Below are 17,694 nucleotides of genomic sequence, written 5' to 3'. Positions count from 1 at the left end.
TGTTGATTCTGTTTGAAGCACCCATAAAAACCACAATACCTGGAGATGACATGAAACACACACTCGTAGCGGCAGCAATTTTCGCCACATTCTTCGCCGGCAGCGCCGGCGCCCAGTCGTCCGTCACCGTGTACGGCTTGCTCGACGCGGGCTTCACGTCCGAGCACGGCGGCGCGGACGGTTCCGTCACCAAGCTGGCCACCGGCGTGCAGTCGGGCAGCCGCATCGGCTTCAAGGGCACGGAAGACCTGGGCAATAACTTGAAAGCCAACTTCCTGCTGGAAAATGGCCTCGACCTCGACACGGGCGCCAACCGCCAGGGCGCCTTGTTCGGGCGCAAGGCCTACGTGGGCCTGTCCGGCGACTTCGGCACCGTGAACCTGGGCTTGCAGCACAACCCGCTGTTTACCGCGCTGGACAATATCGACCCCTTCGAGACGGGCATGACGGGCGCCTCGATCAACCTGATGAGCGTGGCCAGCCTGCGCACGAAAAACTCCATCATGTACGAGACGCCGAAGGTGAAGGGCCTGTCGGCATCGATCATGTATGGCCTGGGCGAAAAGCCGGACAGCAATACCCTGGGCCGCACCATCGACTTTTCCATCGACTACGCCAACGGCCCGCTCGTGCTGACGCTGGCGCACGACAACCGCAAGGATACGCCGCTGAACACGGCGAAAGTCACCTTGCTGGGCGGCACCTACGACTTCGGCCCCGCCAAGCTGCACGCCGCGTATGAAACGGACAAGGACGATGCGGGCACGGATTTCCGCAACTACATGCTGGGCGCGTCGGCCCCCGTGGGCGCGGCGGGCAGCGTGATGGCCTCGTACATCCGCAAGGATGACCGCACGAATGCGCGCCGCGGCGGGCGCCAGCTGGCCATCGGCTACACCTATGCCTTGTCCAAGCGCACCAACCTGTACACCTCATACGGGCGCATCAGCAACGATGGCGCGGGCACCAACTTCGTCGGCGACGCCTCCAGCGGCGGCAGCGTGCCCTTGCCTGGGCATAACTCGAGCGCCTTCACGGCCGGCATGCGCCTGAAGTTCTAAACGCGGCAGTGCAGGTGGCGATGGCGGCTTGTCTGTTGCGGATAAGCCGCCATTGTTGTTTCAGGAATGGGGCAAAGTCACAGATTCCGGATTCAGGAATGAAACAGTCCGATTTTTCATGAATTTTCATTGACAGTGCATTTCGCAACCGTTAAATTGAACACGTATTTCAAATATCGGAACAAAATATACCGATTTTTTATAAAACCGTAAGGAGACTGAGCCATGACCGATTTGTCCGACCAAAAAGCCGCCGCAGCCGCCGCAGTGCATCCACCCGCTCCTGTAGGCCCGCAAAAGATGACGCCGTCCGAAGCGTTCGTGGAAACCCTGGCCGCCAATGGCGTGACCGACATGTTCGGCATCATGGGCTCGGCCTTCATGGACCCGATGGATATCTTTGCTCCGGCCGGCATCCGCCTGATCCCCGTCGTGCACGAGCAGGGCGCCGGCCACATGGCCGACGGCTACGCCCGCGTCTCGGGCCGCCATGGCGTCGTCATCGGCCAGAACGGCCCCGGTATCAGCAATTGCGTCACGGCGATTGCCGCCGCCTACTGGGCGCACACCCCGGTCGTGATCATCACGCCGGAAACGGGCACGATGAGCATGGGCCTGGGCGGCTTCCAGGAAGCGAACCAGCTGCCGATGTTCGAGGAATTTACGAAATATCAAGGCCACGTGACCAATCCCGCCCGCATGGCGGAATTCACGGGCCGCTGCTTTGACCGCGCCATGTCGGAAATGGGCCCGACGCAACTGAACATCCCGCGCGACTATTTCTATGGCGAAATCAAGGCGGAGATCCCGAAACCGAACCGCCTGGACCGCGGCGCCGGCGGCGAGCAAAGCCTGAACGATGCGGCGGAGCTCCTGGCCAAGGCCAAGTTCCCCGTGATCATCTCGGGCGGCGGCGTCGTCATGGGCGAAGCCATCGACGAGTGCAAGGCCCTGGCCGAGCGCCTCGGCGCCCCCGTGGTGAACAGCTATCTGCACAACGACTCGTTTCCCGCCAGCCACCCGCTGTGGTGCGGTCCGCTCGGCTACCAGGGTTCGAAGGCGGCGATGAAACTGATCGCCCAGGCCGACGTCGTCGTGGCCTTGGGTTCGCGTCTGGGACCGTTCGGCACCTTGCCGCAGCACGGCATGGATTACTGGCCGAAAAATGCCAAGATCATCCAGATCGACGCCGACAACAAGATGCTCGGTTTGGTGAAAAAGATTTCGGTGGGCATCTGCGGCGATGCCAAGGCGGCCGCCAAAGCCATCCTGTCCCGCCTGGACGGCAAGACGCTGGACTGCGATGCGACGCGCGACGCGCGCTATGCCACCGTGCAAGCGGAAAAGGCCGCATGGGAAGAGGAGTTGACCAACTGGACCCATGAAAAGGATGCCTACAGCCTGGACATGATCGAAGAGCAGAAGAAAGAGCCGGGCAACTATCTGCACCCGCGCCAGGTCTTGCGCGAGCTGGAAAAAGCCATGCCGGAAGACGTGATGGTGTCGACCGACATCGGCAACATCAACTCGGTGGCCAACAGCTATCTGCGCTTTGAAAAGCCGCGCAGCTTCTTTGCGGCAATGAGCTTTGGCAACTGCGGCTATGCCTTCCCGACCATCATCGGCGCGAAAGTGGCGGCTCCCCACCGTCCGGCCGTGTCGTATGCGGGCGACGGCGCCTGGGGCATGAGTCTGATGGAAACGATGACCTGCGTGCGCCACAACATTCCCGTGACGGCCGTGGTATTCCACAACCGCCAGTGGGGCGCGGAAAAGAAGAACCAGGTCGATTTCTACAACCGCCGCTTCGTCGCCGGTGAGCTCGACAACCAGAGCTTCGCCGAGATCGCGCGGGCCATGGGCGCCGAAGGCATCACGGTCGACAAGCTGGAAGACGTGGGGCCGGCCCTGAAGAAGGCGATCGACATGCAGATGAATGAAGGCAAGACGACCATCATCGAAATCATGTGCACGCGCGAGCTGGGCGACCCGTTCCGCCGCGATGCGCTGAGTAAGCCGGTGCGTCATCTGGATAAGTATAAAGACTACGTTTGATGCGCTGAGGTTGTTGGATTACGCCTTTTAGGCTAATCCAACCTACCCAACCTACGCGACTGTGTAGGTCGGATTAGCCGGGCAAAGCCCGGCGTCATCCGACACCACCCGGGCAGTAGCCAGGCCCGGCGTCATCCGACGCCACCCCGACCGATCCTTGTATGACCCCGGCTTGCCGGGTTTTATGTGCCGGAACCATCTTTATGCTTCCATGGTTCCGGCACTTTTTTTACCGAATTGGAGTCGCCATGAAAGCCCTGCACCGCATCATCGAACAAGCCCGTGCCGTGCCGAAAAACATCGTGTTGTGCGAGGGCGGCGATGCGCGCGTGCTGCAGGCTGCTGCGCGGGCTGCCGCCGAAGGCCTGGCGCACATCACCCTCGTCGGCAAGCCGGCCGCCATCCTGGCCCTGGCGCAGGAGCACGGACTGGACCTGGACGCGGTGCGCCTGGTCGATCCGGCAACGTCCGACGAGTCGGAACACTATGCCCAGCAATTGTTTGTGCTGCGTCAAGCCAAGGGTATGACGGTGGAGCAGGCGCGCATCGCCGTGCAGGATCCGCTGTGCTATGCCAACCTGATGGTGCGCCTGGGTGACGCCGACGGCTGCGTGGCGGGGGCCGTGCACACGACGGCCGACGTGGTGCGCAGCGCCATCCAGATCATCGGCGTCGACCCGGCCTTCAAGCTCGTGTCGAGCTTTTTCCTGATGATGCTGTGCGAACCGTTCCACAGCCTGAAGGGCGGATTCATCTTTTCCGACTGCGCCCTCGTCGTTGACCCGAAGGCCGAGGAATTGGCCGACATCGCCATGGCCGCCGCCGACAGCGCGCAAGCCTTGCTGATGGAAGAACCGCGGGTGGCCATGCTGTCGTTTTCCACCAGCGGCAGCGCCCACCACGCGGCCGTTGACAAGGTGCATGCGGCCACGGACCGGGTCAAGGCCCAGCGTCCGCTGCTGGCCATCGATGGCGACGTGCAACTGGACGCGGCCATCGTGGCCGAGATTTCCCAGAGAAAAGTCAAGGATTCCGTCGTCAACGGCCGCGCCAACGTGCTGGTGTTCCCGAACTTGGACGCGGGCAATATCGGCTACAAGCTGGCCGAACGCATGGGCGGCGCCGTCGCCATCGGCCCCTTGCTGCAAGGCTTGAACAAGCCGGCCAACGATCTGTCGCGCGGCTGCAGCGCCGACGACGTCTACAACGTCATTGCCGTGACGGCCGTGCAGGCCCAGGGTGGGCGCTGAGTTGTTCAGCCTGCCCGTGCTGGCGTTGCTGGGCGTGGTGGCGGCCGGCACGTATTTCCAGACCGTCACGGGCTTTGGCCTGGGCATGATCGTCATGGGCGTGGCCAGCGGCCTCGGCCTGGCGCCCGTGCCCGCGCTGGCGGCCCTCGTCAGTTTGTTGTCCCTGGCCAATTGCCTGGTGGCCTTGCCGGGCGCCTTGCACCACCTGGACTGGCGCGCCATCCGCGCCGCCAGCATCGGCTTGCTGCCGGCCATGGCGGCCGGCGTGTTGCTGTTGGGATATCTGGACCAGGCATATGCGCCCGTGCTGAAACTGTTGCTGGGCGCAGCCATCGTGTATGGCGGCGTCAGCATCCTGCTGCAGGCGCCGCCGGGACCGGGCGCGGCGGACAAGCGCAGCTTTTTCATCAGCGGCGTGTGCGGCGGCCTGTTCTCGGGTCTGTTTTCGCTGGCCGGCCCGCCGCTCGTGTACCAGTTTTACCGCCAGGAAATGAGTTTGACCACCATCCGCTACAGCCTGATCTTTTTGTTCGCCATCAGCGCGGGCGGGCGCTCGCTGATGGCGGGCAGCCAGGGCCAGCTCGACGCGAAAGTCTTGCTGCTGTGCGCGCTGGCCTTGCCCGTCGGCGTGCTGGCCACCATGGCAGGCAAGCGCTACCCGCCGCCGATCGCCCAGCGCGGCATGCGCCGCATCGCGTTTGCCGTGCTGACCGCCATCGGCCTCTCGCTGATGGCGGCGGCCGTGCCGCAGTTGCTCAGGCCTTGAACGTCAATAAAGGTTTCAAGCGCGCCACCGATTGCAGCAAGCCCGCTTCCTCCTGCGCGGCGATGACGGGACCGATCTTTTTATAGGCCATCGGCGCTTCCTCGACGCGGCGTTCCTCGCGCAGCGTCACGCACTGGAAGGTCATCTCGTCGCCGCCCACCGTGGGCCGGATGGCGCGCATGGCTTGCCTGCGGATGCTGCGCCCCGCGCCGTGCGAGCACGACCACAGCCAGTCGGGATTGCCCATCCCCGTTGCCACATAGGAATAGTCGCCCATGGAGCCGGGGATCAGCGCCAGGTCGCCCTCGCGCGCCGGCGTGGCGCCCTTGCGGTGGATGTTCATGCCATGCTCGCGCAGGATGACGTTGTGCGGCACATCGACCACCAGGCGCGATTGATCCTGCGCAAACACTTGCGACAGGCTGTCGCGCACCAGTTCGGCCAATACCATGCGGTTGACCCAGGCGTAGCGCGAGGCTACGCCCATGGCGTCCATGTATTCGCCGGCCAGTTCGCCCGTCAAGCCGTACAGGCCCGACTGCGGGTGGCGCACGCCTTTCGGCCACGCCTCCCTGGCGCGGTCCATCCAGCGGCTGCCCACAAAAAAACCCACGTCGCGGCTGCCGCTGTGGATCATCACGACCACTTCGCCGGGCACCAGCCCGTGCCGGTATGCGGCGTGGCGTTCCATGACCGTATCGACCAGCTGGATTTCCACGAAATGGTTGCCCGATCCCGTCGTGCCCAGGCTGGGGTCGCGTATCACTTCGCGCGTGCCCACCAGCGCTTCGGGCGCATGGCGCAAGCCGCCGCCCAATTCGCGCAGGGCGATGCAAGCGTCGAGCTCGCGCAACAAACGCTCCTTGTCGACGCGGGGCCACAGGCCGCACATGCCATCCTTGTGCAGGCTGTCGATGAACGCTTCCGGCCCCACCTCGAACAGGGCGGAAAACGCCTTCGAGCGCAGCGGCACGTTGCGGCCGTCTTCCAGCAACACGTGTTTGAGCTTGCTCAATAGCTGCGGCTTGCGGGCCTCGAACTGGGCCAGGGTCAGGCCTGTCGTGATCAGGCGCATGCCGCAGGCGATGTCCGTGCCGGGAATGGCGGGGATCACCATGTCGGGGCTGGTGGCGACGATGCTGCCGACGGGCGCGATGCTGCCAGGGTGGAAGTCGGGCGTGGCGCACGCCTTGCACACATGGCCATCCTGGCCCGGCACGGCGACGGCGGCAAACTCCATCAGCTGGCGCACGGCTTTTTCCTCGAGGGGAAAGTTGTGGGGCAGCAGTACGGACGCCTGGGCGTGCGGATTGCTGAGCGTATAAATACCGTCGGCATAGGCGACGGCGATGCCCTGGCGGCGCAGGGCTTTTTGTAATCTGGATATGGGAAACACGATTCTGCTCCGGAAATAACGAATGCACGGCCCTTTTGCAAGGGCCATGTTTGTTTTCCACGCAGCAGCGACAGGAAGTGCCGCCAGCTTAGCAAATTTTGCGGGGATTGCAAAGCCAGGGATGCGCACGATAGGAAGAGCCACTTGCAAAATAATCAAACTGCCTTTATATTCGCGGTTCTTTCTCGAACCTCTTCCTTATTGGAGCCAAAAGTGCCTCGCTTCTTCGCCATCACCTGCTAACGCTGACGAAATGCTCTCTGCAGCATCGTTCGGCGCGTTGACGCCCCCGATTGCTGCGGCACTGTTTTTGCTCTTTCCGCACACGTATCCAGGACCACCGTCCTGATCGTCCACGCCCGAACACGTCGTCAGCACCCCTGACCCTGTATGGACACGCCCCGGTGAACGCGGCGTGGGACGCTATGTTTTTACAATCTTTGCCTTTATTTAAATACCCGCGCACGCCGCACCTGGAAGGCTCGCGCCTGCAGGACGGCGACGACGGTTCCGACCAGATGCCCCTGAAAAAGCTGGCCGGCCGATACGTCGTCATCGAGGAAAAAATCGATGGCGCCAACTCCGCCGTGTCGTTCAGCGATGCGGGCGAGGTGCTGCTGCAGTCGCGCGGCCACTACCTGGCGGGCGGCGGTAGCGAACGCCAGTTCAACCTGTTGAAACCGTGGGCCCATGCGCATGAGCACGCCTTGCTGCATATGCTTGAAGATCAATTTGTGCTGTTTGGCGAGTGGTCTTACAGTAAGCATTCCGTGTTTTACGACCGCCTGCCCCATTATTTCAACGAGTTCGACATGTATTGCCGCCGCAGCCAGATGTTTTTGTCGACGGCGCGCCGCCGCGCCATGCTGGCCGGCTCGCCCGTGCTGTCGGTCCCCGTGCTGTATGCGGGCACCATGCCCGCGTCGCCGAAACAGCTGTGGCAGCTGCTACGCCATTCGCTGGCCAAGTCCCTGCTGTGGCGCGACGCTTTCGAAGGCGTGGTGGCGCGCGAGCGCTTGCCGCTGGACCTGTGCTGGAAGCAGACGGACAAGTCCGACCACGCGGAAGGCCTGTACCTGAAAGTGGAAGACGACGAGCAAGTGCTGGCCCGCTACAAGCTGGTGCGCCATGACTTTACGCAAACCATCCTCGACAGCGGTTCGCACCACAGCACGCGGCCATTGATCCCGAACCTGCTGGCCGACGGCGTCGACCTGTACGCGCCGCAGCCGCTGGTGACGTGGGAAAGCCTGGGCTTGCATACCTGCCAGTCGCTCGATGAACTGGCAGCCTTCTCAAGGAGTATGAAATGATGAACTGGAAAACCCTGCAGCAACTGGTGCCCACAGCGGGCCGCTCGCCCGACTTCAGCGCCTGCCTGGCCGCTTTCCCGCAGCTGGAACTGGCGAAGACGACGCCGCAAAACCCCGTGTACCACGCGGAAGGCGATGTGTGGACGCATACGATGATGGTGGTGGAATCCTTGCTGGGCATGCCTGAATATCAGCAAGCGACGCGCGCGGAACAGGAAATCGTGTTCCTGGCCGCCTTGCTGCACGACGTGGCCAAGTGCAGCACGACGGTGATCGACCCCGTGACGGGCGCCATCGGCCAGCCCGGCCACTCGCGCAAGGGCGCGCTCGATGCGCGCATCGCCCTGTGGGACTACGACGTGCCGTTTGCCGCGCGCGAGGAAATCTGCCGCTTGATCAATGTGCACCAGGTGCCGTTCTTTGCGCTGGAACAATCGCGGCGCGGCGTGACGCCGGAATTTACCGTGCGCGAACTGTCGTGGCAAGTCGATATCCGCCTGCTGGCCATGCTGGCCGAGGCCGATATCCGCGGCCGCATCTGCCCGGACCCGCAGCGCATTTGGGATGCCATCGAGCTGTTCCGCGAACTGGCGCGCGAGGAAGGCTGCTATGGCCAGCGCAGGGTCTTCGTCGACGACCACACGCGCGTGAAGTACTTTCGCGGCGCCGAGGCGCATCCCGATTATTCCCTGTTCCAGGAGCCGGGTTCGCACGTGATCGTCATGTCGGGCTTGCCCGCCTCGGGCAAGAATACCTGGGTGGACAAGCACCATCCGCGCCTGCCCGTCGTGTCGTTTGACGATGCGCGGACGGCCTTAGGCTTGAAGCATGGCAAGAACGAGGGGCAGGTGGGCGACTATGCGGAAGAGCGGGCGCGCGAACTGCTGCGCAAGCACGAACCGTTCGTGTGGAATGCCACGCATCTGTCCAAGCTGATGCGCGAAAAGACGCTCAACCTGCTGTACAAATACCATGCGCAGGTGGAGCTCGTGTACCTGGAACAGCCGCGCAAGGAATTACTCCGACGCAACGGCCAGCGCGACACCTCGCTCAGCAACAAGAAGCTGCAAGCGATGCTGTGGAACTGGGAAATCCCGCTGCCCATGGAGGCGCACACGGTGCGTTACTGCGTCGAATGAGGCGCCAGCAACGGCGCGGCGCTCTCTTCGTCCCGCTGCATGATCGTTGCATGGGAAATCAAAATAACAATACTTATTTTTAAAATTGCAACAAACTGAGTATATTGCGACTCTTTCATTTATTACAATGAATTGTCTGGTTAGCTGAATGGCCGGGCTGTGGCGCGAGGGACCTCCCTCGCGCTTCCTGCGTGAATCACTGCGTGATCCACTCTTCCTCATTGAATGAACAGGAGTCATCCATGCAAAAATCTCTCATCGCACTGGCCGCAGCCGCCGTGCTAAGCCTTGGCGCTGCATCTTCCGCGCAGGCGGCCACCCAGACCATCAGCTTCAGCGCCGACCGCGCCCTGGGCGCCACCAATTGGTCAGATACCCTGGGGCTGGGCAAGTTCGACAGCAGCCTGGGCACCTTGACGTCGATCAAATTCCATCTGGAAGGGGGCGTGCAGGGCAGCGGCAGGGCGGAAAGCCTGGATGCGGGCGCTTCCGACGTGACCCTGAGCCTGGCCTCGCTGCTGACCTTGTACCGTCCCGACAATTCCACCCTGCTGGTGGCCAATCCGCTGTTCACGCAGACATTCGCCCTGAGCGCCTTTGATGGCAGCATCGATTTCGCGGGGACTTCGGGCGCGGACACGGGGCCCCGCTCGAGCACGGGGGCGAATAGCTACACGACCGCCAGTGCCAGCGACTTTGCCCTGTTTTCCTCGGCGGGCGGCGGTTTGATTTACCTGGGCTTGAATGCCATCGGTTCCTCGACGGGCAGCGGCGCGGGCAATTTGCTGACGCAGTTCCAGACGGCCGCTTCCGGCCGCGTGGCAGTGACGTATGAATACGTGAGCGCCGTGCCGGAACCGGAAACCTATGTGATGCTGCTGACGGGGCTGGCGCTGGCCGGCGTGATGATGCGGCGCCGCAAGCCCCGCGCCTGATCAGCGCCGGCTGCGCCCGGCAACCAGCTGGGCGATCTCGCTGAACAGTTCATTGTTCAGCGAGGCGGGCAGGGTGGTGGCCAGGCTGCGGCTGTAGTAAGCGCCCAGGTCCAGTCCCAGTCCCAGCCCGCAGATTTCCACGGCGCCCTGCGCTTCGCGGCGCGCCACCACCTGTTTCAGATGTTGCGCCAGGTAAAACTCGTCGTTGGCCAGATTCGTAGCTGTATCCATCGGGCAACCGTCTGATACGACGAGCAGGATGCGCCGCCGCTCCGGGCGTGCCAGCATGCGCGTGCACGCCCAATCCACGGCTTCGCCATCGACGCCTTCGCGGTACAGGTCCGCTTTCAGCAGGGCGGCGATGTCGGGCCGCGCGCGGCGCCAGTTCGTCTCGCCATCCTTGAAGACCATATGCACGAGTTCATTCAAGCGGCCCGGATGGGCGGGCGAGCGGGCGCGCATCCAGTCGCGCTTGACGCGGCCCCCGTTCCAGGCGCCCGTCGTAAAGCCCAGCAATTCCGTCGTGATGCCCGCCTGATCCAGTGCGCGCAGCAATATGTCCAGCAGCACGGCCACGGATTCCGCATGCGTCTTCATGGAGCCGGAGCAATCGACGAGAAAGGTGACGAGGCAATCGGCCTGCGGCAGGAATTGTTCCTTGCGGAACAAGCGGCGCTCGGACGGCGAGCTGATCAGCTGCGCCAGGCGCCGGCCATCGATATAACCCTCTTCTTCGCCGAACGACCAACCGTCGCGTTGGGGCACGGCCAGCAATTGCGTGAAGCGCCGCGCCAGGCGCGCCGTATTGATGCCCAGGCTGGCGATGCGCGCATCCATGCGTTCGCGGTACTCGAGCAGCAGGGCGCGGCGCACGAGCTCGCCCGCCTTGTCTTCGCGGTCATATGCCGTGGAGTACGCCTTGTAGCCGCCATCGCTGTCGCGCAAGGCGCGGCTGTCGCCCAGCGGGGCGGCATCGGGAACATTGTCGTTATCGCTGTCGAAATCGAGCAGCAGCCTGAAGGCCGCCTGCGCCTTCGCGTCGCCCCCGTAGTCCTCGCTGCCGTCGCGCGCCGCCTGCGCCTCTTTCAGCATGGCGTCGACGGCATGGGCGATGGCCAGCGCGTGGCGGGCAAAGGCGGCCTGGTCGGCGCGGTGGCGGCGCAAGCCCGCCAGGTCGCCGCTCAGTTGCGAGGACAGGGACCAGCGCGTCGCCTCGATGAAATCTTCCGTCTTTTCCAGCACGGGCCTGGCCGTCAGGCGCGACCAGCACATCTGGAACACGGTGTACAAGAGCAAGCCCGACGCGCCTTCGGCCAGGCCGGAATCGTAGAACGCGTGCGACCATGCAGTAAAGCGGTGGCGCAGGTTGGCGATGACGCCGGCATGCCGCTCTGGCGCCAGGGTTTCCACGCGCAGTTGCTCCAGCAGCTCGAAGACGAGCCGCGCCACGGATTCGACCGGGCACAAGGACTTGTGCAGGGCCGCATCCGTATGCAGCAAACGCAGGGCCACGCTGTCGGCCGCGCCGCGCAGCGAGGGCAAATCCTGCAGCGCCGCATCGGGCTGCAGATGGGCCGCGTGGATGGGCAGGGGGCGGTGGCCGTCGTGCAGGCGCCGTCCGCGGTAGCGGATCGCCGCCTGTCCGCTGAGCGCGCGGATGGCACCCGCGCACAGCTCATCCGTTTCCTGCTGCTCGCGCGTGTAGGCGGCGGGCGCGGTCGCTTCGGTACTCATGCCTGGCTCGCCAGCAATTCCTCGTTGAAACAGCGCTGGTAATACTCGGCCACCATGGGCCGCTCGGCCTCGTCGCATTTGTTGAGGAAGGACAGGCGGAAGGCCAGGGCCGGGTCGCGGAAGATCTGGCAGTTTTCCGCCCAGGTGATCACCGTGCGCGGCGACATCAGGCACGCCAGGTCGCCCGCCGCATAGCCGTGGCGCGTCAGGCTGGCCACGGCCACCATGCTGCCTGCCAGCTGGCGGCCCGCCGCGTCGTTCATGGCGGGAACCCTGGCCAGCACGATGTCCGTTTCCTCGTCCTGCGGCAAATAGTTCAAGGTGGCAACGATGTTCCAGCGGTCGATCTGCGCGTGATTGAGCACTTGCGTGCCGTGGTACATGCCGTTCAGGTTGCCCAGGCCCACCGTGTTCGAGGTGGCGAACAAACGGAAGTGGGGGTGGGGCGTGATGACCCGGTTCTGGTCGAGCAGGGTGAACTTGCCGTCGCGCTCAAGGATGCGCTGGATGACGAACATCACGTCGGGGCGGCCCGCGTCGTACTCGTCGAAGATCAGGGCCACGGGCCGTTGCAGCGACCAGGGCACGATGCCTTCCTGGAATTCCGTCACCTGCTGCTGCTCGCGCAGCACGATGGCATCCTTCCCGACCAGATCCAGGCGGCTGATGTGGCCATCGAGGTTGACCCGCACGCAGGGCCAGTTCAGGCGCGCCGCCACCTGCTCGATATGCGTGGACTTGCCCGTACCGTGCAAGCCTTGCACCATCACGCGGCGGTTATGCGTGAAACCGGCCAGGATGGCCAGGGTCACGTCCTTGTTGAAGCGGTAGGCGGGATCGATGTCGGGCACGTGCGGATCGCGCTCCGTGAAGACGGGCACGAGCAGGTCGCTGTCGATATGGAACAGGCTGCGCACGGACTGCAAGGTTTGCGCTGCGGCGGCGGGGGGATGTTGGCGTGAATCTGGCACCTTGTTCTCCTGGTCAAGCCGCAGCATGGGTGCCGCAGCGGTTATGAATTACCTGTCTGCAATGCGTCGTCGTCCCCGCCCGTCGTCGGCATGGTTTCCGATTCGATGGCGGCCAGGGCTTGCGCGGCGCGTTGCAATGCTGGCAAGAAATGTAAAGCCTTGTCGTGCGTCAAACGGATGATGGGCGCCTGGATCGCCACGGCCAGGTTCGAGCGGCCGTTCGGGTTCGGCACCAGCACGGCCACGCACAGCAGGCCGGGCAGGAATTCCTCGTCGTCCAGCGCATAGCCGTTGCGGCGCACCAGTTCCAGTTCGCGTTCCAGCTTGGCGGGGTCCGTTTCCGTCTTGTCCGTAAAGCGCGTCAATTCCATGTGGCCCAGCAGGCGGCGCCGTTGCACGGGCGTCATCTGCGCCAGGAACAGCTTGCCGCTGGACGAGCAGTGGGCCGGCACCCGTGAACCGGGATGCAGGTAGAAGCGCAGCGGGGCCGCCGTTTCCACGCGGTCCAGGTACACCACTTCGCTGCCGCTGAAGGCCGTCAGGTTGCAGCTTTCGCCCACTTCCTCGACCAGCTGGCGCAAGACCATGCGGCGGGCGCCATGGAAGGTGTTGTTAATCAAGAGGTTAGACGCCAGGCGGCGCAGGCGCACACCCGTGCTGTAGTGGCGGCCGTCGCTTTCGCGCTGCAGCACGCCCACGCTTTCCAGCTGTTGCAGCATGCGGTGCAGGGTGGGTTTCGGCAGCCCCGTTTCTTCCACCAGCGCTTGCAGCGACAGCAGTTGGTCTTTTTCGGCAATCACTTCCAGCAAGGCAAACAAACGCATCGTGGGCGTGTCGCCTTCCAGTTTTTCCGGCTCAAGTTTTGGGGATGAAATCATGTCCATGGTGGCCTCGGTTGGGTATCTGAGTGTTACATCAGCTTATTTCATTTTCGAACTCAAATTGTACCGTTTCCTCGAAATTCTGTTTGACTTTTGATTGCCGAACGCTTAAATTGAATTGTATATCAAATTTCGGAACAAAATATACCGTTTTTTGATAAATAAATTGATAAATACGCTGCAGTTCATTACCACAGACCAGGAGACACCCATGAATGACATGACCGAGCAAAAAGCCGCCGCCGCAGCCGCGATACCTGTAGGCCCGCAAAAGATGACGCCGTCCGAAGCGTTCGTGGAAACCCTGGCCGCCAATGGCGTGACCGACATGTTCGGCATCATGGGCTCGGCCTTCATGGACCCGATGGATATCTTCGCCCCCGCCGGCATCCGCCTGATCCCCGTCGTGCACGAGCAGGGCGCCGGCCACATGGCCGACGGCTATGCCCGCGTCTCGGGTCGCCATGGCGTCGTCATCGGCCAGAACGGCCCCGGTATCAGCAATTGCGTCACGGCGATTGCCGCCGCCTACTGGGCGCACACCCCGGTCGTGATCATCACGCCGGAAACAGGCACGATGAGCATGGGCCTGGGCGGCTTCCAGGAAGCGAACCAGCTGCCGATGTTCGAGGAATTTACGAAATATCAAGGCCACGTGACCAATCCTGCCCGCATGGCGGAATTCACGGGCCGCTGCTTTGACCGCGCCATGTCGGAAATGGGCCCGACGCAACTGAACATCCCGCGCGACTATTTCTATGGCGAAATCAAGGCCGAGATTCCGAAACCGAACCGCCTGGACCGCGGCGCCGGCGGCGAGCAAAGCCTCGATGATGCGGCGGAGCTCCTGGCCAAGGCCAAGTTCCCCGTGATTATCTCGGGCGGCGGCGTCGTCATGGGCGAAGCGATCGACGAGTGCAAGGCCCTGGCCGAGCGCCTCGGCGCGCCCGTGGTGAACAGCTATCTGCATAACGACTCGTTTCCCGCCAGCCACCCGCTGTGGTGCGGTCCGCTCGGCTATCAAGGCTCGAAAGCGGCGATGAAACTGATCGCCCAGGCCGACGTTGTCGTCGCTTTAGGTTCGCGCCTGGGACCGTTCGGCACCCTGCCGCAGCACGGCATGGATTACTGGCCGAAAAATGCCAAGATCATCCAGATCGACGCCGACAACAAGATGCTCGGTTTGGTGAAAAAGATTTCGGTGGGCATCTGCGGCGACGCCAAGGCGGCCGCCAAGGCGATTATTGCCCGCCTCGATGGCAAGACGCTCGACTGCGACGCCACGCGCGACGCGCGCTACGCCACCGTGCAAGCGGAAAAGGCCGCGTGGGAAGAGGAGTTGACCAACTGGACCCATGAAAAAGATGCGTACAGCCTGGATATGATCGAAGAGCAGAAGAAGGAGCCGGGCAACTATCTGCACCCGCGCCAGGTGCTGCGCGAGCTGGAAAAAGCCATGCCGGAAGACGTGATGGTATCGACCGACATCGGCAACATCAACTCGGTGGCCAACAGCTATCTGCGCTTCGAAAAGCCGCGCAGCTTCTTTGCGGCGATGAGCTTTGGCAACTGCGGCTATGCCTTCCCGACCATCATCGGCGCGAAAGTGGCGGCTCCCCACCGTCCGGCCGTGTCGTATGCGGGCGACGGCGCCTGGGGCATGAGCCTGATGGAAACGATGACTTGCGTGCGCCACAACATTCCCGTGACGGCCGTGGTATTCCACAACCGCCAGTGGGGCGCGGAAAAGAAGAACCAGGTCGATTTCTACAACCGCCGTTTCGTCGCCGGTGAGCTCGACAACCAGAGCTTCGCCGAGATCGCGCGGGCCATGGGCGCCGAAGGCATCACGGTCGACAAGCTGGAGGACGTGGGGCCGGCCCTGAAGAAGGCGATCGACATGCAGATGAATGAAGGCAAGACGACCATCATCGAAATCATGTGCACGCGTGAACTGGGCGATCCGTTCCGCCGCGATGCGCTGAGCAAGCCGGTGCGTCATCTGGATAAGTATAAAGATTACGTTTGATGTAGCGGGTGTTGTTGGATTACGCCCGTTGGGCTAATCCAACCTACCCAACCTACGCGACTGTGTAGGTCGGATTAGCCGGGCGAAAGCCCGGCGTAATCCGACAAAGCGTTGTGACCAAATTCTCACAGATTGTCACGAAAACATCATAATTTCATTAAAGAATACAAGGCGTCCCGTTTTTTGGATTATTTGATTTGACAAGGCCATGCTTAAGGCTTAAATTCAATAAAAGACAAAAAACGGAACGTAGCGTATCAAAAACGATTTACGGAGACCACCATGAACCACCCTGTACCGCACACCGACGCCGTCACCATCGACTTCCTGCAAGCGTTCGGCGATGCCTGGAACCGCCACGATATCGAGACCTTGATGGCCGCCATGGCCGACGACTGCGAATTCCACGCTGTGGCCGGTCCTGACTTGCTGGGCAAGAGTTTCATCGGCCGCGACGCCGTGCGCGCCGGTTTCGAGCTGGCCTGGCAAACCTTTCCCGACGCGGCCTGGCTGAACCCCGTGCATTTCGTCAGCGGCCAGCGCGGCGTGACGGAATCGACCTTTGCCGGCACCAAGGCGGACGGCACGCGCATCGAGGCGCGCATGGTCGACATCTTTACTTTCCGCGATGGCAAGATCGCCGTGAAGAACGCCTTCCGCAAGGATCGCCCACCCGTCGTCAAAGCTTAAGCCAGCACGTTCACCAGGAATGATCATGAACAAACCTGTCGACACCCCATCTGACGTACTGGGCAACAGCACCGCCGCCCGCACGGCCTACGATCCCGCCTACGATCCGCTGGTGGCCCAGCGGCCCGGCCACGGCAATGCCTACGCGCCCACCTACTGGATCGGCACGGCCGGCGAGCCGCCCGCCGACGACGGTCCCATCACGCATGACATCGACGTCGACGTGGCGATCATCGGCTCGGGTTTTACCGGTCTCTCCTGCGCCATCTTCCTGGCCCAGGAACACGGCATCAAGGCCACCGTGCTGGAAGCGAATCGGGTCAGCTGGGGCTGCAGCACGCGCAACGGCGGCCAGGCGCAATGCACGACGGGCCGCCTGAAGCGCTCGCAGTGGATCGCCCGTTACGGCATGGACACGGCCCTCAAATTGCACGCGGAAGTGTGCGACGCGATGCAGACATTCAAGAAGATCACGGCCGACATCGATTGCGACCCGCAGCCGGGCGGCCACCTGTACATCGCCCACAAGGCGAAAGCCATGCCCGCGCTGGAAAAAGAAGCCAAGGTCATGCGCGAGATCTTCAAGTATGACGCGCGCATCCTCGACGCCGACACCGTCAAGCGCGAGTATGTGGATGACAAGGAAGCGGCGGGTGCCCTGCACGAACCGGAAGGCATCGGCATCCACGCGGGCAAGCTGGCCTTCGGCTACCTGCGCAAGGCGCGTGCGCTGGGCGCCAAAGTGCATCCATCGAGTCCCGTGATGGGCTGGGAAACGCGCAACGGCGTGCATTATCTGCAAACGCCGGGCGGCGTGGTGCGTGCCCGCTCCGTGGCCGTGGCCACGGGCGGCTACACCTCGCCCCACCTGCATGCGCAAGTGAAAAACCGGCTGCTGCCGATTTTGTCGAATTCCATCGTCACGCGCCCGTTGACCCCGGCGGAAATCGAGGCGTGCAATTTCCGCACCCACCAGGTGATCACGGATACGCGCATCCTGCGCCACTACTACCGCTTGATGCCGGACAACCGCGTGCAGATCGGCAGCCGCAGCGCCATCACGGGCGCCGACGCGCCGGACGACAAGTACAAACAGTTTTTGATCAATGACCTGCACCGCAAGTTCCCCGCGCTGACCGGCATAGCCATCGATTACTCGTGGTGGGGCTGGGTCGACGTCAGCCACGACATGATGCCGCGCATCGTGCAACCGGACCCGAAGCAATCGATCTTCTATTCGCTCGGCTACGGCGGCAACGGCGTCATGTATTCGGCACAGGCGGGCCGGCGCATGGCCGAGCGCATCGCGGGCAAGGCCAGCGACACGGGCTTGCCGATCTTTAATTCGAAATTGCCGTATCCCAACATGATGGAACTGGTCGAGTCGCAGGCGTTCGCCCCGTTCCGCCGCCTGGGCCAGCGCTTCCTGTACCGCTGGTATCACTTGAAGGATGAAGTGTTTTAAATAGCAGCA

At 62.9% G+C, this 17,694-nt stretch carries 14 protein-coding genes; 10 read left to right on the top strand and 4 right to left on the bottom strand.

What is annotated here, in order from left to right; genetic code table 11:
* Nucleotides 1–50 precede the first annotated feature (50 nt).
* The 4 genes from AC0V2Y_RS01595 to AC0V2Y_RS01580 all read left to right on the top strand — a co-directional run bounded on the left by AC0V2Y_RS01595 (nt 51) and on the right by AC0V2Y_RS01580 (nt 5,132).
* A complete protein-coding gene (locus tag AC0V2Y_RS01595) occupies nt 51–1,061 on the top strand; it encodes a porin (protein WP_475413621.1) in 1,011 nt (336 codons plus the stop codon).
* Between the two features lie 300 nt (nt 1,062–1,361).
* A complete protein-coding gene (gene xsc, locus AC0V2Y_RS01590) occupies nt 1,362–3,116 on the top strand; it encodes a sulfoacetaldehyde acetyltransferase (protein ID WP_475413725.1) in 1,755 nt (584 codons plus the stop codon).
* Between the two features lie 248 nt (nt 3,117–3,364).
* A complete protein-coding gene (pta, locus tag AC0V2Y_RS01585; protein ID WP_475413620.1) occupies nt 3,365–4,366 on the top strand; it encodes a phosphate acetyltransferase in 1,002 nt (333 codons plus the stop codon).
* Nucleotide 4,367: 1 nt separating this feature from the next.
* Nucleotides 4,368–5,132 (top strand): TSUP family transporter, encoded by a 765-nt coding sequence (locus AC0V2Y_RS01580; RefSeq protein WP_475413619.1) that lies wholly within the window; start codon nt 4,368–4,370, stop codon nt 5,130–5,132.
* Here the strand turns inward: AC0V2Y_RS01580 and AC0V2Y_RS01575 are convergent.
* Complete coding sequence (locus AC0V2Y_RS01575; protein WP_475413618.1) at nt 5,122–6,528, bottom strand: RtcB family protein; 1,407 nt, start codon at nt 6,526–6,528, stop codon at nt 5,122–5,124. The genes AC0V2Y_RS01580 and AC0V2Y_RS01575 overlap by 11 nt on opposite strands.
* A gap of 425 nt (nt 6,529–6,953) precedes the next feature.
* Between AC0V2Y_RS01575 and AC0V2Y_RS01570 the strand changes: the two genes are divergently transcribed.
* The 3 genes from AC0V2Y_RS01570 (at nt 6,954) to AC0V2Y_RS01560 (ending at nt 9,915) form a co-directional block, all read left to right on the top strand.
* Nucleotides 6,954–7,841, top strand: a complete 888-nt coding sequence (locus tag AC0V2Y_RS01570) for an RNA ligase family protein (RefSeq protein WP_475413617.1) — start codon at nt 6,954–6,956, stop codon at nt 7,839–7,841.
* Complete coding sequence (locus AC0V2Y_RS01565; RefSeq protein WP_475413616.1) at nt 7,838–8,980, top strand: AAA family ATPase; 1,143 nt, start codon at nt 7,838–7,840, stop codon at nt 8,978–8,980. Before AC0V2Y_RS01570 ends, AC0V2Y_RS01565 begins: the two co-directional genes overlap by 4 nt.
* A 242-nt stretch (nt 8,981–9,222) precedes the next feature.
* On the top strand, nt 9,223–9,915 hold the full coding sequence (locus tag AC0V2Y_RS01560; RefSeq protein ID WP_475413615.1) for a choice-of-anchor E domain-containing protein: 693 nt from the start codon (nt 9,223–9,225) through the stop codon (nt 9,913–9,915).
* Here the strand turns inward: AC0V2Y_RS01560 and AC0V2Y_RS01555 are convergent, their stop codons facing one another.
* The 3 genes from AC0V2Y_RS01555 to AC0V2Y_RS01545 are packed head-to-tail and all read right to left on the bottom strand — an operon-like array spanning nt 9,916 to nt 13,498.
* Nucleotides 9,916–11,649 carry a cobaltochelatase CobT-related protein gene (locus AC0V2Y_RS01555; RefSeq protein WP_475413614.1) on the bottom strand — a complete coding sequence of 578 codons (1,734 nt, stop codon included), beginning with the start codon at nt 11,647–11,649 and terminating at the stop codon, nt 9,916–9,918. It abuts the gene before it with no gap.
* Nucleotides 11,646–12,620: an AAA family ATPase gene (locus tag AC0V2Y_RS01550; protein WP_475413613.1), complete on the bottom strand. Its 975-nt coding sequence runs from the start codon at nt 12,618–12,620 to the stop codon at nt 11,646–11,648. The genes AC0V2Y_RS01555 and AC0V2Y_RS01550 overlap by 4 nt, the downstream gene beginning before the upstream one ends.
* 41 nt (nt 12,621–12,661) lie before the next feature.
* Entirely contained in the window at nt 12,662–13,498 is an 837-nt protein-coding gene (locus AC0V2Y_RS01545; RefSeq protein WP_475413612.1) for an IclR family transcriptional regulator, read from the bottom strand.
* A 223-nt stretch (nt 13,499–13,721) separates the two neighbouring features.
* On the opposite strand from AC0V2Y_RS01545, the gene xsc (AC0V2Y_RS01540) reads away from it, so the two are divergent.
* From xsc (AC0V2Y_RS01540) to AC0V2Y_RS01530, 3 genes are all read left to right on the top strand, one after another.
* On the top strand, nt 13,722–15,530 hold the full coding sequence (xsc, locus tag AC0V2Y_RS01540; protein WP_475413724.1) for a sulfoacetaldehyde acetyltransferase: 1,809 nt from the start codon (nt 13,722–13,724) through the stop codon (nt 15,528–15,530).
* Nucleotides 15,531–15,812: 282 nt separating this feature from the next.
* The gene (locus AC0V2Y_RS01535; protein ID WP_475413611.1) at nt 15,813–16,220 is read left to right on the top strand and encodes a nuclear transport factor 2 family protein; all 408 of its coding nucleotides are present in this window, start codon (nt 15,813–15,815) and stop codon (nt 16,218–16,220) included.
* A 25-nt stretch (nt 16,221–16,245) separates the two neighbouring features.
* The gene (locus AC0V2Y_RS01530) at nt 16,246–17,685 is read left to right on the top strand and encodes an NAD(P)/FAD-dependent oxidoreductase (RefSeq protein ID WP_475413610.1); all 1,440 of its coding nucleotides are present in this window, start codon (nt 16,246–16,248) and stop codon (nt 17,683–17,685) included.
* Nucleotides 17,686–17,694 lie beyond the last annotated feature (9 nt).

It is taken from the genome of Janthinobacterium sp. BHSEK (genome assembly GCF_056174685.1).
Note: the sequence above shows the minus strand (reverse complement) of the source record. Positions and strands in the feature narration are given on the sequence as shown.